The organism is Yoonia sp. 2307UL14-13 (assembly GCF_037572755.1).
In the GTDB taxonomy this organism is placed as follows: Bacteria; Pseudomonadota; Alphaproteobacteria; order Rhodobacterales; family Rhodobacteraceae; genus Yoonia.
Genome location: NZ_JBBIFZ010000001.1, coordinates 1,204,585 through 1,227,923, shown reverse-complemented (window position 1 = coordinate 1,227,923; position 23,339 = coordinate 1,204,585). Strand labels below are relative to the sequence as shown.

General features: G+C 58.1%; 23 protein-coding genes and 1 tRNA gene. 9 read left to right on the top strand and 15 right to left on the bottom strand.

Annotated features, from left to right (window positions below; genetic code table 11):
• Positions 1-195 precede the first annotated feature (195 nt).
• Both folE2 and V8J85_RS06325 read left to right on the top strand, forming a co-directional pair.
• On the top strand, positions 196-1,299 hold the full coding sequence (gene folE2 / locus V8J85_RS06330; protein WP_339952831.1) for a GTP cyclohydrolase FolE2: 1,104 nt from the start codon (positions 196-198) through the stop codon (positions 1,297-1,299).
• 141 nt (positions 1,300-1,440) lie between these two features.
• The gene (locus V8J85_RS06325) at positions 1,441-2,181 is read left to right on the top strand and encodes a leishmanolysin-related zinc metalloendopeptidase (RefSeq protein WP_339952830.1); all 741 of its coding nucleotides are present in this window, start codon (positions 1,441-1,443) and stop codon (positions 2,179-2,181) included.
• 260 nt (positions 2,182-2,441) lie between these two features.
• On the opposite strand, the gene V8J85_RS06320 is transcribed toward V8J85_RS06325, so the two are convergent.
• From V8J85_RS06320 to V8J85_RS06310, 3 genes are all read right to left on the bottom strand, one after another.
• Positions 2,442-2,852 (bottom strand): hypothetical protein, encoded by a 411-nt coding sequence (locus V8J85_RS06320; RefSeq protein ID WP_339952829.1) that lies wholly within the window; start codon positions 2,850-2,852, stop codon positions 2,442-2,444.
• A gap of 271 nt (positions 2,853-3,123) precedes the next feature.
• On the bottom strand, positions 3,124-4,278 hold the full coding sequence (locus V8J85_RS06315; RefSeq protein WP_339952828.1) for a WD40/YVTN/BNR-like repeat-containing protein: 1,155 nt from the start codon (positions 4,276-4,278) through the stop codon (positions 3,124-3,126).
• A gap of 73 nt (positions 4,279-4,351) precedes the next feature.
• A complete protein-coding gene (locus tag V8J85_RS06310) occupies positions 4,352-5,554 on the bottom strand; it encodes a pyridoxal phosphate-dependent aminotransferase (protein WP_339952827.1) in 1,203 nt (400 codons plus the stop codon).
• 73 nt (positions 5,555-5,627) lie between these two features.
• On the opposite strand from V8J85_RS06310, the gene V8J85_RS06305 reads away from it, so the two are divergent.
• The 3 genes from V8J85_RS06305 to V8J85_RS06295 all read left to right on the top strand — a co-directional run bounded on the left by V8J85_RS06305 (position 5,628) and on the right by V8J85_RS06295 (position 6,891).
• Positions 5,628-6,020 (top strand): helix-turn-helix domain-containing protein, encoded by a 393-nt coding sequence (locus V8J85_RS06305; RefSeq protein WP_339952826.1) that lies wholly within the window; start codon positions 5,628-5,630, stop codon positions 6,018-6,020.
• Entirely contained in the window at positions 6,017-6,289 is a 273-nt protein-coding gene (locus tag V8J85_RS06300; RefSeq protein ID WP_339952825.1) for an FAD assembly factor SdhE, read from the top strand. The genes V8J85_RS06305 and V8J85_RS06300 overlap by 4 nt, the downstream gene beginning before the upstream one ends.
• 80 nt (positions 6,290-6,369) lie before the next feature.
• Positions 6,370-6,891 (top strand): MarR family winged helix-turn-helix transcriptional regulator, encoded by a 522-nt coding sequence (locus tag V8J85_RS06295; RefSeq protein WP_445285875.1) that lies wholly within the window; start codon positions 6,370-6,372, stop codon positions 6,889-6,891.
• Positions 6,892-7,061: 170 nt separating this feature from the next.
• Here V8J85_RS06295 and V8J85_RS06290 read toward each other — a convergent pair whose 3' ends face one another.
• The 4 genes from V8J85_RS06290 to V8J85_RS06275 form a co-directional block, all read right to left on the bottom strand.
• Positions 7,062-7,910: a DUF1194 domain-containing protein gene (locus V8J85_RS06290; protein WP_339952824.1), complete on the bottom strand. Its 849-nt coding sequence runs from the start codon at positions 7,908-7,910 to the stop codon at positions 7,062-7,064.
• Positions 7,907-8,638: a DUF1194 domain-containing protein gene (locus tag V8J85_RS06285; protein WP_339952823.1), complete on the bottom strand. Its 732-nt coding sequence runs from the start codon at positions 8,636-8,638 to the stop codon at positions 7,907-7,909. Before V8J85_RS06285 ends, V8J85_RS06290 begins: the two co-directional genes overlap by 4 nt.
• Positions 8,605-9,033, bottom strand: coding sequence for a VOC family protein (locus V8J85_RS06280; protein ID WP_339952822.1), 429 nt, complete (start codon positions 9,031-9,033; stop codon positions 8,605-8,607). The genes V8J85_RS06285 and V8J85_RS06280 overlap by 34 nt, the downstream gene beginning before the upstream one ends.
• 363 nt (positions 9,034-9,396) lie before the next feature.
• Positions 9,397-10,080: a GntR family transcriptional regulator gene (locus tag V8J85_RS06275; RefSeq protein WP_339952821.1), complete on the bottom strand. Its 684-nt coding sequence runs from the start codon at positions 10,078-10,080 to the stop codon at positions 9,397-9,399.
• A gap of 237 nt (positions 10,081-10,317) precedes the next feature.
• Between V8J85_RS06275 and V8J85_RS06270 the strand changes: the two genes are divergently transcribed.
• On the top strand, positions 10,318-11,214 hold the full coding sequence (locus tag V8J85_RS06270) for a sugar kinase (RefSeq protein WP_339952820.1): 897 nt from the start codon (positions 10,318-10,320) through the stop codon (positions 11,212-11,214).
• Positions 11,215-11,293: 79 nt separating this feature from the next.
• Positions 11,294-14,506: a 2Fe-2S iron-sulfur cluster-binding protein gene (locus V8J85_RS06265; RefSeq protein WP_339952819.1), complete on the top strand. Its 3,213-nt coding sequence runs from the start codon at positions 11,294-11,296 to the stop codon at positions 14,504-14,506.
• A 16-nt stretch (positions 14,507-14,522) separates the two neighbouring features.
• Here V8J85_RS06265 and V8J85_RS06260 read toward each other — a convergent pair.
• From V8J85_RS06260 to V8J85_RS06240, 5 genes are all read right to left on the bottom strand, one after another.
• Positions 14,523-14,597: transfer RNA gene (locus V8J85_RS06260), tRNA-Glu, on the bottom strand.
• Positions 14,598-14,669: 72 nt separating this feature from the next.
• Entirely contained in the window at positions 14,670-16,430 is a 1,761-nt protein-coding gene (gene recJ, locus V8J85_RS06255) for a single-stranded-DNA-specific exonuclease RecJ (RefSeq protein ID WP_339952818.1), read from the bottom strand.
• 49 nt (positions 16,431-16,479) lie between these two features.
• Complete coding sequence (gene glpX / locus V8J85_RS06250) at positions 16,480-17,445, bottom strand: class II fructose-bisphosphatase (RefSeq protein ID WP_339952817.1); 966 nt, start codon at positions 17,443-17,445, stop codon at positions 16,480-16,482.
• A 119-nt stretch (positions 17,446-17,564) separates the two neighbouring features.
• Positions 17,565-18,851, bottom strand: a complete 1,287-nt coding sequence (locus tag V8J85_RS06245) for a homoserine dehydrogenase (RefSeq protein ID WP_339952816.1) — start codon at positions 18,849-18,851, stop codon at positions 17,565-17,567.
• Positions 18,852-18,905: 54 nt separating this feature from the next.
• A complete protein-coding gene (locus V8J85_RS06240; protein ID WP_339952815.1) occupies positions 18,906-19,133 on the bottom strand; it encodes a hypothetical protein in 228 nt (75 codons plus the stop codon).
• An 88-nt stretch (positions 19,134-19,221) separates the two neighbouring features.
• Between V8J85_RS06240 and V8J85_RS06235 the strand changes: the two genes are divergently transcribed.
• Together V8J85_RS06235 and V8J85_RS06230 are read left to right on the top strand one after the other, a co-directional pair.
• On the top strand, positions 19,222-19,809 hold the full coding sequence (locus tag V8J85_RS06235) for a TetR/AcrR family transcriptional regulator (protein ID WP_339952814.1): 588 nt from the start codon (positions 19,222-19,224) through the stop codon (positions 19,807-19,809).
• An 8-nt stretch (positions 19,810-19,817) separates the two neighbouring features.
• On the top strand, positions 19,818-20,303 hold the full coding sequence (locus V8J85_RS06230) for a hypothetical protein (protein WP_339952813.1): 486 nt from the start codon (positions 19,818-19,820) through the stop codon (positions 20,301-20,303).
• Here V8J85_RS06230 and V8J85_RS06225 read toward each other — a convergent pair.
• From V8J85_RS06225 to V8J85_RS06215, 3 genes are read right to left on the bottom strand one after another with little or no spacing between them, the layout of a single operon-like run.
• Positions 20,300-20,917 (bottom strand): hypothetical protein, encoded by a 618-nt coding sequence (locus V8J85_RS06225; RefSeq protein ID WP_339952812.1) that lies wholly within the window; start codon positions 20,915-20,917, stop codon positions 20,300-20,302. The two genes, V8J85_RS06230 and V8J85_RS06225, sit on opposite strands and share 4 nt — an antisense overlap.
• On the bottom strand, positions 20,914-21,498 hold the full coding sequence (locus V8J85_RS06220) for a TadE/TadG family type IV pilus assembly protein (RefSeq protein WP_339952811.1): 585 nt from the start codon (positions 21,496-21,498) through the stop codon (positions 20,914-20,916). The genes V8J85_RS06225 and V8J85_RS06220 overlap by 4 nt, the downstream gene beginning before the upstream one ends.
• On the bottom strand, positions 21,498-23,195 hold the full coding sequence (locus tag V8J85_RS06215) for a pilus assembly protein (protein WP_339952810.1): 1,698 nt from the start codon (positions 23,193-23,195) through the stop codon (positions 21,498-21,500). Before V8J85_RS06215 ends, V8J85_RS06220 begins: the two co-directional genes overlap by 1 nt.
• Positions 23,196-23,339 lie beyond the last annotated feature (144 nt).

Sequence of the window (23,339 nt, the reverse complement as noted above, 5' to 3'; positions counted from 1 at the left end):
CCATTTGCCCTGTCGCACATTTAATGCAACATTATCGCCCTGAAATCACGGCGCTTTCGCCGCCCAGTGTTTGAGAGAAACCTGCCGATGACCGACCAGCGCCCGTCTTTTTTCCGCATTTTGGAAGATATCGTTGGAAATGACGAAGGGCGGACCCATCTATTGGGTCCTGATGCAGCAGAGGAGGGAACTCCGATGAATATTCATTCCCCCGATATGGACCGCGAACCGACACGGGAAGAGGCCGAAGCGGCGCTTGCCCTTCTTCGGCGGTGGGCGGGTGATGTCAGCCCCGAAGAGATTGCGACGCTCGATCCGTTGGTGTCTCGCCTGATCCCCGGGCAAGAGGTGTCGAATTACCCCGCATTGGCGCGCGCCTACCCTGACGCATTTAAAGTGGATGATGCCTACAAGGCCTCAATGCCCGACCTGCAAAACGGTCCGTCCAGCCTGATCCGTGGTGCGAAGCAGCAAATTCAGCATGTCGGGATTTCAAACTTCCGTCTGCCCATTCGGTTCCATACCCGCGATAACGGCGACCTGACGCTTGAGACATCCGTCACCGGTACCGTATCTCTCGAGGCGGAAAAGAAGGGCATCAACATGTCCCGCATCATGCGGACATTCTATAAGCATGCCGAGGAAACTTTTAGCTTCGAGGTGATTGCCAAGGCGCTCGACGCCTACAAGACTGATTTGGAAAGCTTCGACGCCCGCATCCAGATGCGTTTCAGCTTTCCGATGAAAGTCAAAAGCCTGCGGTCGGGCCTTTCCGGCTATCAATATTACGATATCGCACTCGAGTTGGTGGAAAGCGCTGGGGTGCGCAAGAAGATCGTGCATCTGGACTATGTCTATTCGTCGACCTGCCCATGCTCGCTGGAACTCAGCGAACATGCGCGGCAATTCCGGGGGCAGCTGGCGACGCCGCACTCGCAGCGGTCGGTCGCACGCATCTCCGTCCTGCTGGACGATGATGCGGGCCTCATGTGGTTCGAGGACCTGATCGACCTGACCCGTGCCGCCGTGCCGACCGAGACGCAGGTCATGGTGAAACGCGAGGATGAGCAGGCCTTTGCCGAGTTGAACGCCGCTAACCCGATCTTTGTCGAAGATGCCGCGCGGCTATTCACGCAACAGCTGCAACGTGATCAGCGTGTCACCGATTTCCGCGTGATCGCCAGCCATCAGGAAAGTTTACACAGCCACGACGCGGTATCGGTGCTGACCGAGGGTGAGACATTCGCTGTCGAAAGCCTGGACCCACGGCTTTTCGCGTCGTTGTTCCACGTGGGCTAGCAAACATCGCATCGTCTTCGGCGACATCCAGCGGTGCGAAGGCATTCATGCATGCGTCTTCCTGCCGGTTTGGCGTTGCCGCTCTGGTCAAAACCGGCATCTTTCGGTTGAGTGGTCGTACCTTAGCGCAGGAGGATTGCCATGATCACGCTTGTTTTCACCGGTGAGATGTCGGCCCCCCGCCGTCAGGTGTTCGAAAATGCGGCCGCCAAGTGGGATCGTGTGATGGACACGTCGTTTGAGCCGGTGGATTTCGAGGGGGACACGCTTCGCGGTTTGCAGATCGATGCCAGTATCGTGACCATCGATGGTCCGGAAGGCATCCTTGGGCAGGCCGGGCCGCGCGCGTTGCGCAGTGATACCGGTCTGCCGATCACAGGGATCATGCAGTTTGACGACGCCGACATTGCCCGATTGGAAGCAGATGGCAGTTTCTCGGATGTTATCCTGCACGAGATGGCACATGTGCTGGGCTTTGGCACGCTTTGGTCCCGCCAGAACCTGATCGCGGGGACGGGTACGAATGATCCGCGCTTTATCGGTACGGGGGCCGCGCGTGAATTTTTAGAGCTTGATCCCGATGGCGGCACGGGCGTTCCCATCGCCAATACCGGCGGGGGAGGTACGCGCGAGGCGCATTGGCGCGAGCTGATTTTCGGTGATGAATTGCTGACGGGCTTTCTGTCGGGTGCGGACAGGCCGCTGAGCCGCATGTCGATCGCCTCATTTGCCGATCTGGGTTACGAGGTCGATTTTAGCACCGCGGATCCTTTTGATCTGCCGGATTTCCCCGCATTGGTGATGAAGGGTGTGACAGAAGCGGTTCGGATTTGCGATCTGTGCCGTGTGGGTCGGCCCGAGACGATGGTGATCGACGTGTGACCCTGGTTTTTCAGTGTTTTCAAGAAAGCGGATCATGCGTTGATCTGCCGCTTTCGATTCCGCATTATAAGTTAGCTATGTTCAGATTTTGGTCCGCATTGGCGTAAGATCAACGACGCCAGAGTGACGCCTGTTGTGATTGTAGTATTCGCCGCAGGAAACCTGCTGAAACGGTTCATGATGGCGGCTTTGTTTGAGACGGTACTGACCTTACCATCTTGGCGATTGTCTACCCGATGGTCCGGATGGACTGATTACGCCTACCTCAGACGCTCTGCCCGTTTGCGAACGAGGACCTGCCGCAAGTCGTGCATCGCCATCAAAAGGTCATCCGTAACATCGTCAAGATCATCGTCCCCGGCCTCGGTTTGGGCCCATTGTGCGGTGCGATTGACCGTTTCGCGCAGTTGGTCCACCTGCGCGCGGGCACGGGTCTGTCGCGAGGCCGTGCGCGCGTTTAACCAATCAGAGATTGCCTGTTCGTCATCCGTGGTCAGGGTGCGGTCACCATGCGCTTTGTAGTCGCCCCGCCGCGTATTCACGACCGCGATCTGATCCATATCGATCCGATTGTCCGGGTTGTCCGTGGTGATCCGGAAAACGATAGCGCCGGTGTGACGAATACGAAAGTAATAGGCGGGAAGGTCTGTCATCGTGGTGGCCTCATCCATGCCGCCACAGGGTAACATATCGGATTGCCTTTCCAAGCCTTTGTCTATCTTGCGCAATTCGTTCTGGTGGTGGCGTATGGTCCGCAGATCAAGTTCCGGATGAACTGCCATTTCTCATCATGATCGATGCCACAGAACTAGGTGCCGTGCCAGCCGTTGTCATTGCCGAATTCCGGCACGCTGCGTGAATGGTCGACGTCATGCGCGACCTCGTACGGCATTTGAACGGATTTCGGCCAATGGCCATTTTCGGACGCATCGAATTGCCGGTTCAGGTGGCGTGTTCGACGATCTCGACCGCCAGCACCGTCGGCAGATGCCGCACGATTTCTTCCCAGTGGTCGCCTTCGTCGGTGCTGGCGAAGATCGAGCCGCTGTTGGTGCCGAAGTAAATCCCGGCCTGATGCTGGCTGTCACCGGCCATGGCTTGGCGCAAGACTGTGAAATAGCACGCCTGTTGCGGCAGGCCGTCGCGAAGCGCCTCCCAAGTATCGCCCGCGTTGCGGGATCGCCAGACTGCTGCGGCGGCGTCAGGTGGGTAGCGACCGGCGCTGTCCCCGTTCAGCGGGATGGTCCAGATCGTGTCCGGGTCATGCGGGTGGACCCGGATCGGAAAGCCGAAATTTGACGGCAGCCCGTTGTTGATGTCGTCCCATGATCGCCCTCCATCGTTTGACCGCCAGACACCCTGATGGTTCTGCTGATAGAGTCTGTCGCCGTTCCCTGGTGCGCGCATCATGTTGTGGACGCAATGCCCGGTATCGCCACCTTTCGCAGCGACAGGATCGTCATGATGGTCATGCACACAGCTTTCCGCGTTGGACATCCGGTTGCGCCGTTCCCAGCTTTGTCCGCCATCTTCGGTCGCAAAGACACCCGCTGCCGAGATCCCGATCCAGAGCTTGTCCTTGTTCGCCGGGTCACCGACGATGGTATGCAGTGTCAATCCTGCGGCACCAGGATTCCACGTACCGGCCGAGGGATGGTTGGTAAGCGCGTCCAGCTTTTCCCATGTGCTGCCATTGTCGTGGCTGGCGAGCAGATTGGCCGGTTTGGTTCCGGCATATAGCGTGCCGTGGTTATGGTTCAGCGACCAGATTTGGGAAAATTCCTCGTCGAAAGGTGGTGGTGTGTCGGTCCAGCCGATCATCGCCGCGAAATCGGGATCACTTGCTGCCCAATCGTCCATGGTTCCTTTGGTCAGCTTGGTGCAGGTCCAAGTCGCGCCCTGGTCTTCGGACCGCCAGATACCGGCGCCGGACCAGTCGCCACCGCCACCAGCCCAAATTGTGTTGCCGTCGCTGATGATGTGGTTGATCGTCCAGCCATTGCAGAACGGACCGCTGACCTGCCAATCTGCGCGGCCTTTTTCGCTGGTGACGAGGAAAGCGCCCTTGGTTGTGCCGACGAGGATGGTGGTTCGCATGACGGTCCTCCGGTTTTGTTCGGAGGATATCACGGTGCGACATTATGACCAACCGGACGCGATGGATCGGGGCTTAGCTCAACCCTTCACAAAAGGTGATGATCCTCGTGCAGGCGTCTTTCAGTGCTGCGTCCGATGTCGCATAGCTGACCCGGAAATTGGGCGACAGGCCGAAAGCTGCGCCGAAGACCACGGCGACGCCGGTCTCTTCCAGAAGGGCGGTCGCGAAGACTTCGTCGTTTCCGACCAGCGTACCGCCCGTCGATGTCTTGCCGATGCAGCCTGCGATGGAGGGATAGACGTAAAATGCCCCTTCGGGCTTTGGGCAGATGATCCCCGGCGCTTTATTAAGCATATCCACAACCAGGCCGCGCCGCCGTTCAAAAAGCGCGTTGTTGGGTGCAAGAAATTCCTGTGTGCCATTCAACGCCTCGACCGCCGCATGCTGGCTGACCGAACACGGGTTGGAGGTCGATTGTGACTGTACCTTGCGCATCGCCTTGATCAGATGTTCTGGCCCGCCTGCATAGCCGATCCGCCAGCCTGTCATGGCATAGGCCTTGGACACCCCGTTGACCGTCAGCGTTCGTTCGAAAAGCCCGGGTTCGACCTGTGCGGGGGTGCAAAACTTGAAACTGCCGTAGGCCAGATGTTCATACATGTCGTCGGTCATGACCCAGACATGCGGGTGACGCATCAGCACGTCCGTCAGTTCTTTCAACTCTGACCAAGAATACCCAGCCCCGGTTGGGTTGGAAGGTGAGTTAAAGAGAAACCATTTGGTTTTCGGGGTGATCGCGGCCTCGAGCTGTTCGGCGGTGATCTTGAAATTGGCCTCCAATGTCGCCGCGACCGGCACAGGTGTGCCGCCCGCCAATAGGACCATATCGGGATAGCTGACCCAGTAGGGGGCGGGGATGATGACCTCATCACCGGGGTTCAGGGTTGCCATGAAGGCGTTGTAGAGGACCTGTTTGCCGCCTGTCCCCACCGTGATCTGCGCAGGTGCGTAGTCAAGCGCGTTGTCGCGTTTGAATTTGGCGCAGATTGCCTCTTTCAATTCCGGGATGCCATCGACCGCCGTATACTTGGTCTTGCCGTCCGCGATGGCCTTCACCGCCGCATCCTTGATGTTTTGTGGCGTGTCAAAGTCGGGCTCACCCGCGCCAAGGCCGATCACGTCGCGCCCTGCCGCTTTCAGTTCCGCCGCCTTTGTCGTCACGGCGATGGTCGGAGACGGTTTGACGCGGTCGAGTGTCGCGGAAAGAAAGGTCATGGGGTCATCCGGTGGTAATGTGGTGGCTGGCATGACATAGAATGTGCATGTGCAGAAACGCAAGGGTGGCGGCATGACGGAACACAGCAAGTGGTTCAGTGAAGAGGCAGCAACGTTCGGCGACCGGCTCGCTGGTGCACGTGAGGCTGCCGGGCTGAGCCAAGAGACGCTGGCGGCCAAGATCGGTGTGAAGCTGGCGGTCATCACCGCATGGGAAAACGACCTGAAAGAGCCGCGCGCCAATCGCTTGCAGATGCTGTCGGGGCTATTGGGTGTTTCGCTCAGCTGGCTGTTGACCGGACAGGGAGAGGGGCCGGACGTGCCGGATGATGCGATCCCAATGGCAACCGACCTGACCGACCTTCTGGCCGAGATGCGCGTTTTGCGCACCGAGATGGTGCAGTCGGGTGAAAAACTGGGCCAGTTGGAAAAACGGCTGCGGACCGCGTTGAAAGAGCAGGCATGAGCGAAAGCGCCGAAGCCCGACTAAAGCGGTTGCACATGCGGTCGATGCGACGCGGGATCAAAGAGATGGACCTGATCCTGTCCGCCTTTGCCACCGCCCATTTGGCCGATCTGAGCGCTGAGGATATCGCGTTGTACGATCGGCTGTTGTCCGAGAATGATCATGATCTATACTGTTGGATCGGCGGTCAATTTTCGGTGCCAGGGCAATATGCTGGTCTGATCGGGCGCATCGCGGCGCAGGCGCAGGGCGTAGCGCAACCCGACTGAAATAGCATCAATTTTAGCTTTTAACTGAATGTTTTTGCTTTTGATTTATCTCTGATCTCGCGTAGATGACGGAGTGGAACATGAGCATTCATACAGACCTTGACGGTCCGGATATGGACGGGGTGAGCGCGGCACGCGGTGCGGGCTTTATGACCTCTTACCTGGAAACACTGACGCTGGTCGAGCGGTTGCACAGGCTGCTTTTGGACGTGATCAAAGACGAGTTCGAACGTGTCGGCGTGCTTGAGATAAACGCCGTGCAGGCACTATTGTTGTTCAACATCGGCGATAATGAGGTCACCGCCGGAGAGTTGAAAACGCGCGGATATTATCAAGGTTCGAACGTGTCCTACAATCTCAAGAAACTGGTCGAGATGGGTTGCATGCATCATGAACGCAGCGAGATCGACCGCCGATCGGTGCGGGTAAGGCTGACCCAGAAGGGTCGCGATGTGCGTGCGGTTGTTGAAAAGCTGTTCGCCACTCATGCCAAGGGGTTGGTCGATCGTGGTGTGCTGGATCATGAAGGTATCGAAGACATTAGCGAATCTTTGCGCCGGGTCGAGCGGTACTGGACAGAACAAATCAGGTACATCTACTGAGAAGTTGCTGTTTACAACGGCAACCGACGGAACGGCGTCGTTGTGTCAGGGCGACCGAGTTTGTGTAATCAGTGTATTGGTTCTGGCCGATATCTTTTGATATCGGCCTTCGTCATTTTCGGACTGTTGTGCAACGGGGCTTTGGACCGTTTTGCTGGGCAACATCCGGTTTAGTTTTGGGCGCTGGGCGACATCGGAAAGATCGGTGTGTCGCCATCCACAGCGCCGATCGCCAGGCTTCGCAATTCACGAAGAAGTTTTCGTTCCATCGCCGCAGCGTAATCTTCGAACCCCAGGGCTGTTTCTACGAAGGCGCCGGGCCCACGGATGACGTTGCGGCGGTAATACGATGACAGTTCTTTGATGTCCGCGAAACGATTGTCACCGGTGATAAGGTCGCCTGAACCGACAACGAGACCGTTGACGATCACGCCGCGCGGTTGTCGTGCGGGATCGATGTCCTGCGGTCGGGGTCCGGTATTGGCTGGCCCATCCCCCGAGATATCGAGCGTTCGACGCCAGCATGTGCCTTGCTCGCGCAAGAGTGCAAAACCGGCAAGCAGCGCCGCCCCGATCGCGGTTGTTGGTGCCGCCGGTTGCCGTCGATGCGCCGTCAGCGCCCCGATCGCCGTATTCAGATCGTTGATATCGTTGATGGTCAGCCACGGTAGAATGACATTCTGATCCCGGGGTCCGCTCCACTCATAGACCGTTATGCGCACCGGGGCGTCCGGTTGGGCCAACAGTGCCTCTTGCACTTTGGGGCTTGAGAGGGCTGTCGCCAGACCATCCAGCTGCAGGCGGTATTCATGCCCATCGACCGAGCCGGATACGTCAAGACCAAGGGCCAGCGCCTGACGGCAGGCGGCGTGGGCGGCGAGAGGTGGAAGGAGTGTGAGCAGCGTCGCGCCAAGGGCGGTCAATCGCCGAATGACGGCTCGGCGCGGCGTCGGCGAAACGTCGGCAATGCGTCGGGCAGAGAACGGCGACCCCGGATTTTGATCCCGATGCACCATCATGACGGTGACCTGCTCGAGGTAGTATGATTGCCGACCACAAGCGCCGATAACTCGCGCACAAGTTTGCGCCGCATGGCAGTCTCGAAATCGGCAAAGCCGTTGGCGACCTCGATGAAGGCATCTGGTCCCTTGATCACCTGATCACGGTAGAACGGGATCAGTTGCGTCTCGGCTTCGAATTCGGCGGCGTTGATAACCAGGCCATTGATGGTAACGCCATCAAGCGCAAAGCGGCCATAGGCCTCTTGCGGGGTGAAACCATCGTTGTTTTCGCCATCGCCTGAGATGTCGATGGTCTGTGCCCGGCAATCGGGTGCCTCTGCCAGCCTGTTTGCCGCATGGGCCAAGGCATGACCGATGGCGGTCGGAAAATCGTCATGGCTGCGTTTACTGGTCGCCAGTAATGCCGCGACCCCGCTAAGGTCGTCCGGTGTCCTGATCATCGTCCAGTTCATCAGGTCCTGCTGGTTGTACCGCCCGCTCCATTCAAAGATGAGTAGGGCGACCGGATCGGGGCTGATGAAAAACGCATTTTGAACTTCAGGGGCGACAAGGGCCGTGGCCAGTCCCTGTCTTTGCAAGGCATCCTCGGCCGCATCGACCGAGGATGATATATCCAGCGCAAGGACAAGCGCCAATCGACAGGCCGACGCTGGACCGGCCCAAAAGCAGACCAGAGCCAGGGCGATCGCCCTTACCAATGGCCGGTATTTTCCATGCTGGACCACGGCTCCGCCGGAGCGAGGTTATCGCCTTCTTGCAACAGCTCGATCGAGATGTTGTCCGGTGACCGGACAAAGGCCATGTGGCCGTCACGTGGTGGGCGGTTGATGGTCACGCCGTTTTCCATCAAGTGTTGGCAGATATCGTAGATGTTGGGCACGCGATAGGCGAGGTGACCGAAGTGACGGCTGTCTGATGGCAGCGCGTCGTCGCCATCCCAGTTGTAGGTCAGTTCGACCGGGCATTCTTCTTGCCCCGGAGGCGCCATGAACACCAGCGTGAAACGCCCGCCTTCGTTGTCAAATCGCTTGGTTTCTTTCAGGCCCAGCAATTCGTAGAAGGCTATGGATTTTTCGAGGTCCTTCACGCGGACCATCGTGTGCAGATATTTCAGGGACATGCGCGTTTCCTTTGGTTTGGTTTGCCACAAAGGTAGCCATTGGCCTGCGCATGGCAATCGTGAATCGGAGGTTTGCGGGGCCGACGGGCCCCGCCACACGGTCATTCCGATGCGAAGACGCCGACGATGGAACGATCTTCGGTCACTTCGTCGGCGGGAATGTCATTGAACGGATGTTGGCCGCAAGTTGCCGATCGTCGATGGTTTGGTAGGGCCCTTAGAAAAGTATTCCGGACATTGCGGCGTCATCGAAATCGACATTAACGTTCAACCCGTCATTGGCGCGTCTATTCCTATACATGAGGATACGCAGTTAATTATTTGCTTTAAAATGAAAAACAGACTGCGCCACGTCTCGCCGCTTCACGTGTCGAAATAACCTTCATGCACGGCACGAATATTGGCAATGGTTTTGTCGAGACGGCCAAGATGGTTGCGGATGCTGGTTTCGACCCCGTCGGGGTCATTTGCCTGCAATCGGCCGAATATGTCCCGATGGTCCTGTAGAAGGTTGGCCAGCTCTTCGCGATTGACGAGACTGAGAACGCAAAGCCTGTCGACAGGCGCGCGGTTTTCGTTGATCGCCTCGCCGGCAAGGGGAGCATTCGCCGCCTCGCACAACATATCGTGAAACGTTTTGTCATGAGCGTGAAACTCGGCGGCGTTTCCGTCGGCAGCAGCCCTTTCCTGCAGGGTGAGGTTCTCGCGAATTGCCTGATCGGCGTTGCCATCCCAGGCAAGCGCTGCGTTGCGCAGCACCTCGACCTCGACCGCCATGCGGACAAAACGTGCCTTGCTGATCTTTCGTTCGGAAAAGCGACGAACTTCGGTGGCTTTTTGTGGCTGGACCAGCAACAGATCCTCGTTCGCGAGTCGGGCGAATGCGTCGCGCACAGGTTGACGCGAAATGCCGAAACGACCGGCGATCTCTGTTTCGGATATCTTGGCGCCGGGGCGCAGGTTCAGGGTTACGATTTCCTGGTGAAGATACTCGTATACCACATCCGTACTGGTCCGCCGCCCGACCAGCTGCGCGCGTTCTTCCATTTCGCAGGCCTCCCCACCCTTTGCAGTAGTGGAACCTCAGCATCGAATCCACCCTCTGACCAAGCAAATCGTACGGCAGAGATGAATTTTTTGCATCATTTTTCAGACCATTGCGAATGCACTTTGCACTTATTATCCGCTAAACACATACTTTCCGTCATACTCTAGCCATGCATGGACATTGCCCGCTTCACACAGATAGCTTGCACCCACAGACAAGGGTGAAGGTGTCGATGCATGAAGTTTGTCGCGGTGGGCGAAGCCATGGTGGAGATGGCACCGGCGATTGAGCCGGGGCAATACCGATTGGGGTTTGCCGGGGACACGCTGAACACCGCATGGTACCTGCGTCAGTTGCATGCGGACTGGTCGGTCGACTATCTGACGGCGGTGGGGCGCGATGCCATGTCGGACAAGATGGTCGCCTTTCTTCGTGACGCCGGGATCGGAACAGACCACATCCAGCGGATGTCCGACCGGACCGTCGGTCTTTATCTTATCACGCTTCGCGATGGCGAGCGTCAGTTTTCCTATTGGCGGGGTGAGGCTGCAGCGCGCCGCTTGGCCGCGGATCTTTTGGCCTTGCAAGAGGCGGATATCGTATACTTTTCCGGAATAACCCTTGCCGTGCAAGAAGGCGACGGGCGCGATCGGTTGCTGGATGCCATGGCGCGTGCCCGGTCAAAGGGAGCTATCATCGCCTTTGACAGCAATTTACGTCCGCGTTTGTGGGAAGGGCAGCGCCAGATGCGCGAATGGGTAACAAAAGCTGCTGCTGTCAGCGATATCATTTTGCCCTCGCATGATGATGAAGCGACCTGTTTCGGTGATGTAAATACCGCTGCGACTTGCGCCCGCTATGCAGCGCAAGGAGCGCAGACCGTTGTCGTCAAGAACGGACCCGGACCAGTCCATTATCGGCACGCGGATGAAGAAGGTATCGTGCAGCCTGCGATCCTGACGGATGTGGTGGATACGACCGCTGCGGGCGACAGTTTCAACGCGGGCTTTCTGGCTGATTTCTGTGATGGTGTCCCCGTCCCCGAGGCGATCACGACAGCCAGCAATGTCGCGCGGCGTGTCATTCAGGGGCGCGGCGCCTTGGTGCGGCTGGCGGGCGGGAACGGGATGTGATCTGGTGCAGACGATAGACTTGCCATGGGGGCGGACTATCGGCCCCGTCGCGCGCAACACCTGAACGAGAGATGGTCGTATGACGTTGAGGTTCTTTTCGAACAAGGACCGGCCCGTTCACATGGGCCCTTATCCATCCGAGTTGTTGTCGCGCCGCGCTGATGACCCGGATTTGACTGCGGTCCCCGATGCCGCCCCGCTGGTCTTTGAGCGAGCGGACGATCCGTTCTCGATCGTGAACGCGATGCGCGATCATCAGGCGATGCTGGATGCGATCCGCGATGGGCTGGTCAACAAGGCCAAGGGCGATGTCCCCTCTGATCTGCAAGAACGCGCTGATCACCTGAAATCATTCGCCTATTTCGCTGACGCGGCGGCGGTGGGAACCTGCCGTTTGCCGGATCAGGCGATGCTGCCCCAGCCCTGGGCGAACCCCGATGTCGGCCGCCTGTCCGCTGATCTGCGCACCCGCCAGACGAAAACGCTCGCGTCGGGCATCGATCAGGTGATGGCCGATTTGAAAGAGGCGATGGAGGCACCGCCGACAACGATTGAAGGCCATGGCCACGCGCTTGTTCTTCTGTATGAAAATCCCCGTTTGCCCGACCAGGATGAGGTTGGCACCGCTTGGTTGCGCGACGCGCAGGCCCATCGGGCTGGCCTGCTGTCGGCGGAAACCGCTGTCGTGCTTGCCAATTACATCAGGTTGTTGGGCTATGATGCGCGGGCGCACACCGTTTCTGCATCGGATGTGGATTTGAACAGGCTCGCCGTTGCTGCAGGGCTGGCGACCGTCGAGGATGGCGCGCTGACCCATCCCTATATTGGAACAAGGTTCGGGCTTGCCGCGGTCACGACGTCGTTCGCGTTTACGCCGGATCAACCTTTGGCCCCTTTATCCGAGCAGCCAAAATCGGCGTTTGGATTGGCCTGGAAATTTGGCAAGGGTTTTTCGAAGACTGCCGCGAATGCGGTGCCTTATGCCAAACGGCGGTTCGTCGATGGGGCCTTGCCCTTTGAAAGGCTGCGGCGTGTGGATGAGCCGACGACCTTCATCGATGAGCCGCGCGTCGCGCGCGTGCCGAAACGGGCCGATATGTTCGCGCGCGCGCAATTCGGCGATATGGGCAAGCATGTGCAGGATGGATCGCGCGGTGGCCACTACGTGCGCAAGGCGGCTCCGGCGATGGCGCAGCGCAGGGCGCTTGGCGCGTTTGTCCTATTGCAGGATGGTGAGCCTGCCGCCGAACGCACAAGGCTCGGCCCACAGGACGCGGCTGATTTGATCAAGGCCACTAGCTATTGGCTAGGTGTCGATGCGGTTGGTATTTCACGCTGCCCGGAATGGACGTGGTACAGCCACGACGCCCGGGGCGAGGTGATCGATCCACCGCATGATCAGGCGATCTCGATGATCGTCGATCAGGGGTATGAGACGATGGAAGGGTCGTCCGGTGATGATTGGATCGCCGTTGCGCAAAGCATGCGAGCCTATCTGCGGTTTTCCCTGTTGGGTGGTGTGATCGCCAAACAAATCCGCAATTTGGGTTACCCGGCCAAGGCCCATACGGTGATGGACGGCGAGGTGCTGCAGCCGCCCTTGCTATTGCTGTCGGGCTTGGGCGAGGTGTCGCGGATCGGAGAGGTCATTCTCAACCCGTATCTGGGCCCGCGCCTGAAATCCGGGGTGGTGACGACGGACCTGCCGATGGCGCATGACAGGCCGATCGATTTCGGTCTGCAGCGATTTTGCGAAAACTGCAATAAATGCGCCCGCGAATGTCCGTCAGGTGCGATCACGGCGGGGCCTAAGCTGATGTTCAACGGCTACGAGATCTGGAAGTCCGACAGCCAGAAATGCGCGACCTACCGGATCACGACTCCGGGTGGGGCGATGTGCGGGCGGTGCATGAAAACGTGCCCGTGGAATCTGGAAGGGATTTTCAAGGAAAAACCGTTCCGCTGGGCAGCCATGAACGTCCCCGCTGCCGCACCTGTTCTAGCGAAGCTGGATGATGTGGTCGAAAACGGCGCACTGAACCCGGTCAAGAAGTGGTGGTGGGACTTGGAGATCGAAGAGGATGGCGGTTATCGGCCAACCAAAAAGCCCTTGAATCAGCGATCGCTGCAGAAGGACCTGGACCTCAAATACAAGGATCAGACACTGGCCGTTTATCCCGCACCTCTGGCGCCGCATCCCTATCCGTATCCTTTCCATATGGATCGCGAAAAGGGGATCGAGGCTTATCAGGCGATGATCACGGCTGACGCCTACAAGGCCAAGCTGGTCAAGGGTGAGGTCGCCGACGTCGCCCATATCTACACGGCGGATAGCGAGAGCCCGGTTGTGCAGGTGGCGGTGACGAAGATCAAAAAGATGGCCGAAGATGTGAATAAATATGAACTACGACGCCTGGATGGTGGCGATTTGCCCACATGGCGGGCCGGGGCGCATCTGGATATCGTCGTGGCCCCGGACACGTTGCGCCAGTATTCGATGTGTGGTGATCCGGCGGATAGGTCCGTCTATCAGATCGGCGTGTTGCGCGAGGATGAAGGGCGGGGCGGATCCAAGCTGTTGCATCGGATTTTCACCGAAGGGCGCAGGATTTTTGTGTCGAAACCGATCAATCATTTCCCGCTGGCGAGTGATGCGTCCCATTCGATCCTGATGGGCGGGGGAATCGGGATTACCCCGATGATCGCGATGGCACATGAATTGCATGCACAAGGATCGTCGTTCGCGCTGCACTATTCCGGGCGCAGCCGCACGGCGATGGGTTTCCTCAATGATCTGCAGGTGGTGCCTTGGGCGGAGCGTGTGCATCTTCATATCTCGGACGAGGGCAGTCGGGCCGATCTGGATACCATTCTCGCTGATCCGATGGCTGGAACACATCTTTATACCTGCGGTGCGGATCGCTACATGACCAGCGTGATGCGGGCGGCGGAACGTGCCGGTATCCCGGAAGACGCCCGGCATCTGGAATACTTCTCTGTCCCCGAACAGCCGGAATACGAGAACCAGCCGTTTCGGATCAGGCTGACCCGTTCGGGTCGGGAGTTTAATGTGCCGGAAGAAAAGTCAGCCGCCGACGTGTTGATCGAAAATGGCGTGCGCGTGGATATCAAGTGTTCGGATGGCATTTGTGGGGTCTGCAAATGTGGTCTTGTCGCGGGCGAGGTGGAGCACCGGGATTTCGTTTTGTCCAAGTCACAGCGGGAAGGCGCGATCATCTTGTGTCAGTCACGGGCGGCCCGAAAGGACGGTGTGCTGGAGATCGATCTATGAGTGTCGGGGAAACCAATGGCAGTCCCTAGGGGAATCGAACCCCTCTTTCCAGGTTGAAAACCTGGCGTCCTAACCGATAGACGAAGGGACCGCACTTGGTGCGCCGCTTTTAGGGAAAGTGCCCGGGGCACGCAAGAGGATTCTTGCGGTTTTTTGGTCGTGATCAGTAGGCGGGCGCTGCGTCTTCCAGCCGCAGTTGCGCCGATTGTCTTCCCTGCCAGATGTTGATTTCCAGGCGGCCCGCAAGGTGAAACCGCCCGGCATTGTGTTTGATCAGCGCGGGGCCAAGGGGTGTGTCCATCGCGCCGAAGCAGATACCGTCAACCCGTTGCCCGATCCCGTCACCAAAGCTGATTTTCAGGTGATTGGCTCCGACCTGCTTGGCGAAGTGGATGTGGCAGTCGGGGAAGACGAAGCGCGGGGCAGGGGCGCCGGCACCGAAGGGGCCTGCGTTTTCGATCTGGGTGATCAGATCGACGTTGGCGGCGCTGGGCATGAGCAAGCCGTCAAGCCGCAGATCAGCGGGACCCATATCAGCGGCACCTTGTTTTGCAAGAAGATCGCCGAGCCGGTCCATGACGGCGTTGATCTGGTCTTTGGCAACGGTCAGCCCCGCCGCCATTTTGTGCCCGCCACCCTTGATCAGTAACCCGTCGGCTGAGAGCCGTTGGATGCTGGCGCCCAAGTCGATGCCGCTGACCGAGCGGCCAGAGCCCTTTCCAATGTCACCGTCCAGCCCGATGACGATAGCGGGGCGATTGGTGACCTCTTTCAGCCGCGACGCGACGATGCCGACGACCCCTGGGTGCCAGCCTTCGCCGGCCGCCCAGACAAGTGGGCCGTCAAGCCCGCGCTCGGTCGCTTGCGCAAGAGCCTGATCGCGGACCTGACTTTCGATTTCGCGCCGTTCGGTGTTGAGTTGGTCCAGCCGTTCCGCCATGGCCGCCGCCTCGTGCGGATCGTCGCAGGCAAGAAGACGCGCACCCAGGTCGGCCTGACCGATCCGCCCGCCAGCGTTGACGCGCGGCCCGAGGAGGAAGCCTAGGTGGTAGCTGGTCGGGCTTTGATCGAGACCCGCAACATCGGCGAGCGCGGTCAGCCCGATCCGTTGACGGCGAGCCATAATGGCAAGGCCCTGACGTACAAAGGCCCGATTGACGCCTATCAGTGGGGCGACATCGGCGACGGTGGCAAGCGCCACGAGGTCGAGCATCGCCATCAGGTCGGGCCCTTTTTGCGCCGCCTCACGCATTTGCCGGTTGGTTTCGACCAGCATCAAAAAAACGACGGCGGCGGCACAAAGATGGGCGAGATCACCGGATTCATCCTGCCGATTGGGGTTCACAATGGCCGCGGCGTCGGGCAAGGTTTCACCGCCCAAATGGTGATCGAGCACGATGACGTCCGCCCCCTTCGCTGCAGCGATGGGGCCGTAAGACAACGTCCCGCAATCGACGCAGATGATCAGATCGTGGTTGGCGGCAAGGTCAGCCATGGCCGCTTCGTTCGGGCCATATCCCTCATCGATCCGATCTGGGATATAAAGCGTGGATTGCAAACCCATATCCCGAAGCCACGTGATCAACAGCGCGGCAGAGGCGCCGCCATCGACATCGTAGTCGGCAAAGATGGCAATTTTCTCTTTTCGTTGGACGGCTTCGCGAAAGCGTGCCGCTGCCGTTTCCATGTCTTTCAGCGTCCGCGGATCGGGCATTTGATCCCGTAGGGTCGGGGCGAGAAAGGCACCCGCCTCGCGCGCGGGAATCCCGCGTTTCACGAGGATGCGACAGAGCGGGGCGGGCAGGCCGGTCTCTTGTGTCATAGCCTCGGACAGCCTGTCTTCCTCGATCGAAGGGCCGATCCAGCGACGTGCTGTCAAGGACTCCGTGACGCCAAGAAACGCATGATCTCGTATATCGTTCATAGCCCGGCACAATATAGCAGGCCACACTGAACGCCATGCCTATCTGTTGTCAGTCGATAGGATTGCGATAGACCATCCGACGCACCGAGCCGGTTTTCGAGCGCATGAGAATTGTTTCCGCCGTCACAAAGCCTACCTCGCGCTTGATCCCCGGCACGAGAGAGCCATCGGTCACACCAGTCGCCGCAAAGATCACCTCTCTGGTGACCATGTCGTCACGGGTGTAGACCCGGTCAAAATTGGTGATCCCGGCTTTTTTGGCGCGTCCTTTTTCATCGTCATTCCGAAAAAGAAGGCGGCCAAAGATCTGTCCGCCCATACATTTCAGCGCGGCAGCGGCCAACACACCTTCGGGCGCGCCGCCAGAGCCCATATACATGTCGATACCGGTCTTGGCGGGTTCGGCCGTGTGCATGACGCCGGCCACATCACCGTCGGTGATCAACCTGATCGCAGCACCTGTATCGCGGAGTTCACTGATCATTTCCTGATGGCGTGGGCGCTCCAGGACGCACACGGTGATGTCATTCGTCGAACATCCCTTCGCCGCGGCCAGCGATGACACCCGTTCGGCGGGTGACATATCCAGCGTCACAACACCTTGCCTGTAGCCGGGGCCGATGGCGAGCTTATCCATATAGACGTCGGGTGCGTGCAGCATTGACCCGCGCGGCCCCATGGCGATCACCGCAAGGGCGTTCGGCATGTCCTTGGCGGTCAATGTTGTTCCCTCCAACGGGTCGAGCGCGATATCCACGCCGGGGCCCTTGCCCGTGCCGACCTCTTCCCCGATGTAAAGCATCGGTGCCTCGTCCCGCTCACCCTCGCCAATGACGACGACGCCTTCGATGTCCAACTGGTTCAACTGATTGCGCATCGCGTCGACAGCAGCCTGATCCGCCGCCTTTTCATCACCCCGGCCGATCAGCGAAGCACAGGCGATCGCTGCGGCCTCGGACACGCGGGCAAGACCCAAGGATAGCATACGATCGTTGAAATCTGGCGTTTTGGGCATCTGTCATTCCTTTGGTCACGTCAGGGCAGCTAAATCCTGTCTGCCGGACAACAGCAAGCCTGTTTGCGCTAAAGGCGGCTGGTGTCGAATTTAACGAAAATTCGTTGGGCCAAGACCTTTCACACGGCCTCGATACGGATCGCGACCGGATCGCCCGTCACGACCCCTGTTGTATTGAAGTCGGCAAATGCCTCTTCGAGGGCCGTCCGCGTCGTCTTGTGGGTGACGATTAGCACCGGAGCTGCGGCATCGTCGTGCCCATATTGCCGCATCCGGTCGATGGAAATGCCCGCCTCGCCCAGGGCGTGGGCGACTTTGGCCAGCGCGCCCGGTTTATCGATCAGCTGCATTCGCAGATAATACGGCGCGGGCACCGCGGCACGGGCTGCGCGGGCCTTGCGCAAGGTTTTGGCTGGTTGGCCAAATGTTGTCATCCTGTGCCCGCGCGCGATATCCATGATATCGCCCATCACTGCGCTTGCTGTCGGTCCTTCACCCGCGCCGGGCCCGCGCAAGACGATCTGGTTGACCGCGTCCCCTTCGAGCACAACCATGTTGGTTCCGCCCTCGAGCCGTCCCAGCGGTGAAGTGTCCGGCACAAGGCAGGGTGACATCCGCTGTTCCAGCCCGCGGCCGGTCAGTTGAGCCACGCCCAAAAGCTTTATTTTAAATCCCATATCGGCAGCTTGTCGGATATCCTCGATCGTGATGGCGCCGATGCCGTCCAATTCGACGGAGTCGAAATCGACTTGGGTGCCAAAGGCGATGGATGACAGCAAAGCCAACTTGTGTGCTGCGTCAATTCCACCCACGTCAAGTTCCGGGTCGGCCTCAAGATAGCCCAGCTGATTGGCCTCGTCGAATACGGCTTCATAGCTCAGACCGGCATCCTCCATCCGTGTCAGGATATAATTGCAACTGCCGTTCATGACGCCCATGACGCGGGTGATGTCGTTCCCGGCGAGCCCTTCGGTCAGCGCTTTGACCACTGGGATCCCACCGGCCACGGCGGCTTCGAACCGGATCACGCGACCCGCCGCCTCTGCCGCCTCTGCCAGAGCCTGGCCATGGATGGCCAGCAATGCCTTGTTCGCGCTGACCACGTCTTTACCTGCATCGATCGCGGCTTCGGTGGCATCTTTCGCAGGGCCGTCATGGCCACCCATGACTTCGACGAAAACATCCACATCGTCGCGTTTGGCAAGTGCGACGGGATCGTCTTCCCAAGCATAGTCCGACAAATCGATATCTCGGTTCTTGGTGCGTGATCGGGCGCAGACGGCGCTGATCGTGATGGGGCGTCCCGCGCGCGCGGCAAGCAGCGCTTGATGTTTCTGCACGATCCGGACGATGCCAACCCCGACAGTGCCCAATCCCGCGATGCCAAGGCGCAGTGGTTCGCTCATTCCGCTGATCCAATATCTGTTTGTTTTCAGGGCGGTCTTATCGAAAGCGTTTGTCTACTGCAACGCGCCGATCTCGGTTTGCCTAAGCTGGGCCGCGCGTGCGTTCAAGGCGGCGATCCGGGTTGAGAGGTCGGGCACCGCGGCCTCTGGCGTCGTCAGCGTCGGGATCGGGCCAAGTTGAGGATAGGGTGCGTCGCGCGCGGTGTCGGTGATTGTTCCATCCAGCACCGGGAATGTGGTGCAGGCGGTCAAACCACACAGGATGATAGGGGACAGTCGCATCGATTTCGAGTTTGGCAGCGCAAAAGAGCGAGGGCAAGATATGCAGAGCCCCTTTCCAAATGAACACCTGTTCAGTTAAATGACCTTTATGGCGCGCAAGCAAGGTTCACATTCTGATATAACCGGCCCCAAAGTGCACGATTGCGCGTTGCGGCTGATCGCACGTCATGGCTATGCCGCCGTATCGATGCGCCAGATCGCGGCCGAGGTCGGGGTGCAGGCCGGAGCGCTTTACAATTATACGTCTGATAAACAAAGCCTTTTGTTCGACCTGATGCAAAGCCACATGGCCGATCTGCTGAACGCGCTGAAAGCGGCGAGGATCGAAGGTGATGCACTGACGCGGCTGGAGGCCTTTACGCGTTTCCACATCCGGTTTCATTTGCCGCGCCCGGATCAGGTATTTGTCTCCTACATGGAGTTACGCAATCTTTCACCCGAGAATTTCGCCGCGGTCGAGGCCATGCGCCGGACGTATGAGGATGCACTGGAATGTATCCTGCGCGATGGTGAGGCAGAGGGCGTGTTCGCCGTGCCCGATACGCGGGTGGCGACGATGGCTTTGATTGCGCTTTTGACCGGTCTCAGCCATTGGTATCGCGAAGACGGGCGTTTGGCGATGGACGTGATCGAAACGATCTATTGGGACCTGGTCCGAAAGTCGGTCGCGGTTTGAAAGGGGGCATGATGTTCACGCCGGATGAAGACGGTATTTATGCGCGGGTCGGCGCGTCGCCGGGTCGGCGCGCCTTTGGCTATGGTGTCTTGCTGGCGCTTGGTGTGATCCTGATCTACCTGCCCCTCGCGCAGCCCCCTGCGATCGGCTGGGCGGTCATGATGCTGGCCATGGGCCTCGCATCGTTGTGGTTGGCCGAGCGTTTGCGCTGGGCGACCCGCGGCGTGATCCTGCTTACCGAAAACGATCTGCGCGACGGTGACGGGCGGATCCTGGCAGAGATCGCGGATGTGCGCGAGGTCGATCGCGGGGCGTTTGCGTTCAAACCATCGAACGGGTTCACGCTGGTTTTGCACAGCAAAAAGCCCCGGGCGTGGGCACCGGGGCTTTGGTGGCGATTGGGGCGCCGTGTCGGGGTAGGGGGCGTCACATCAGCGGGTCAGGCCAAGTTCATGGCCGAACAAATCGCTTTTCGTGTGTCGGCGCGGAATTAGCAGCGAGGAGAACGCCCCCCCGACCGCTCCATGCAGACCGAATTGGTAAATCGCGGGCTGATGACCGTAAACGTATTGAATTCCACATCATCAAGATTTCCGACCGCAAGTATTGGCGAAATCGAGATTGCTGACAAAAGTGGTTCGTACTGCGTCCGCGTTTCGATAAGAATTGCACGCTCTTGGTCAGACATGATTGGCAAACGATTTTTGAATTCACGGCTTCGCAACATTGAGGTTGTCACGCGCTGTCCACCATAACCCTGCACGCCACCGACATTGGACGTCCGCGACCAGCGCACTTGGTAGTTATTATCGCTGTTACGGTACCGGAACACGGTGACCCGCAATTCCGGGGTTCTTTCCGTTTCAGTCAAGTCAGTAAGCAGCCTGGCCGCATTGTTGATGTAGGCATTATCGATCGTCGCATCTTCGCGGCTGATCATATCCGCAATCGTCAGACTGGCGCGGGTGCTGATCGCCTCGTTTTCGAAGGCGTCGAAATACACGATCGTAGACAACAATACCCAAAAAATGATCGGCACGCACAGTAACAATTCGATTGACGCGCTGCCGCTTTCTTCGTGGGCGAACTTTTTGAAGAAATCTCTCATGAGTCTTCGTCACCTTCGTCCTTATATGGCTCCACGACATACGCCGAAGTCGCTACGAGTGCGTATGTACCCTGTGCCTGAGTAGAACTGCCCTGGCCTTGTATCAGCGCCTTACCCAGCCGTGCGGTCGGCATGACAGGTCTGAACCGGACGCACGCACGCAGGAACACAAGCTGGTTGTTTGCGCCATTGGTAAAGTTGTACTTCGGTTGCTCATCTGCACTGAGATCGGTGCATTTTATTCCTGGGGGAAGGGCTTCCCAATCCCGGAGATCTCTGACGACCATTTCAACGGCTAGTTGGCGTTCACAATTCGGAATAATACCCGCAAATTCGCATATCTTTTCAGCCAATGTCTCACGTGATGGGTCGGACAAGCGCCCGATCCGCACCTCACGCACCGCCATATCGACACCCCGTTCCAGCATGACATGACGTACCGACAGGATACCGCTTTCGATGATCATCAACAGAAAGCCCATGAAGGTGGCAAAGACGATCACGAATTCGACCGTAGCACCGCCGTTTTCTTCGCGGGTGAACCGGCGCAGAAAGTTCAGTTTAGGTAGATGCGCAAACATCACAAGCTCAACCTCAGATCGACGATCTGATCGGCGATTGCCTGGAATATGTTATCGATTGAATTTTCGGTCGTGTCGTAGAATAGACGCTCTGCGTTCGGTTGACCTTCTCTCAATACGGTTGCGCAGTTTTGCATCGCCTCGACACCACTGATGCCATCGTCACGATTTTCTTCCGTATCTGCATTCATCGCGATGGTGTAGACGATCACGCCACTGTCTTTCGCTGCATCGCAGATGCTCTGTAGCATTCTATTCTTGTCCGTCACACTTGGGCCCTTGGTTTCGAATGTATAGTTTGGAAAGGGCTCACGATCATCCGAGTCTAAGTTATTCCAAGCCTCGTAGCTATGGTCATTCCAAAAGACACGCTGACGTACATTTTCGTAAGAACGATCATCGCCAAAGCTGTCATCCTGCTTCAGTCGGAAGCCTTGGAAGTTCGCACCATCAGTCAAGAGAATGACGAATTTCTTTGTATCGAGTGTGGATGCATCAGTTGCAAAGTTAGAGGGGCGAACGCCGCGGAAGGCAGGATCGGCCAGGGGGGCGCTCGAAAGAATCGTTCTGAACGACGGATCAAGCATATTCACTCCCCACTTCATGCCGTCGTGAATCGAGGTTGTCGTTCGGGGTTGGTACGAGTTAATTGCAGCATTCAGTATCGCCGCATTCTGCGATAGCGGAATAATAGCTTCGAAAGTTTCTGTCGGACAGATCGGTCTCACCGGTCCGCCAGTTGAACTGCCGTAGGGATCGTAAAACTCAACCTGCTGAAGCTCCAGCGTGCTATCCCAATTAGTACTTCCGAATTCAGATTCCGGAATGTCCACACAATGAGCCGGATTTGTGAAGCTGGTATAAACTGGATCGTCTTCGGATTCGCCAGTATAAATGATAACTTCAGTTTTGTCGTCGGGCGTCGGTACCGAAATCCTCGCACCCGGCGTGTCCTCGTCTGCTTCTCCAGCCTCCCACTGAGACGTATCCCAACGAGTAGGTGGAGTCGTGTTTATTGCGTTAAAGATGTGTGCGCCAAGATTGACGTGTGCAGTATAGGCCACCAAAGAGATGGAGATTTGATCTTGGTAGTCAGCTACGAGCAGCCTGTTGTTAAAATTAGTTGCTGCCTCTTTCAGCAGGTCTAACTTCGTTTCAGCGGTCGGATTGTCATCGTCGTCGAGCGCGCCGCCATTCTCACCCATTGACCCGGAGATATCCAAAACAAGTGATATCTCAATGTCGCCAGTTCCTTCGATGGCCGATGAAACAGCAGGTGCTGTCAACGTATCGATGCCGACGAACCGAAGATAAAATGTTCCGACATCAACGGCCGAACGGACTGTCACCGATTTGCTACCAGTCGAACCTTTTACGGAAGGCGTTCCAATGATAGCGCCACCAAAACCGGCCTTTTCAAAGTAATCGGTGACAACAGTCGCCCGATCCTTGTCCTGATCCAGTTCAGCCGCTGCCAGAACCGCACGGTCGGACACACTTTGCAGGAGCGCGCGGCGCGATTCAAATCGCATAAAGTCGACGGCCATACCGCCGATCACCAGCATCACCACCATCAGAACGATCGTGAAGATGATGATGCTCCCATCCTCGTCACGGCCGAAGCGGCGTAGAATGCCAGCGCACATCTTGGTGCGGCGGTCGTTGAATTCGTCCGTCCAAAACTTCATCTTCAACATGCAATCCCTCGTCGGTGGCGTCTTGCGATCATAGCATTGGCAATGCCAAGCACGCATATATTCATCCCCAACATCTCAATAATCACCCTCCTGTGGCAAAAATGGGGCGGCTTTGGCAGCTTTCCCCCACAGTTTGGGCCTTAT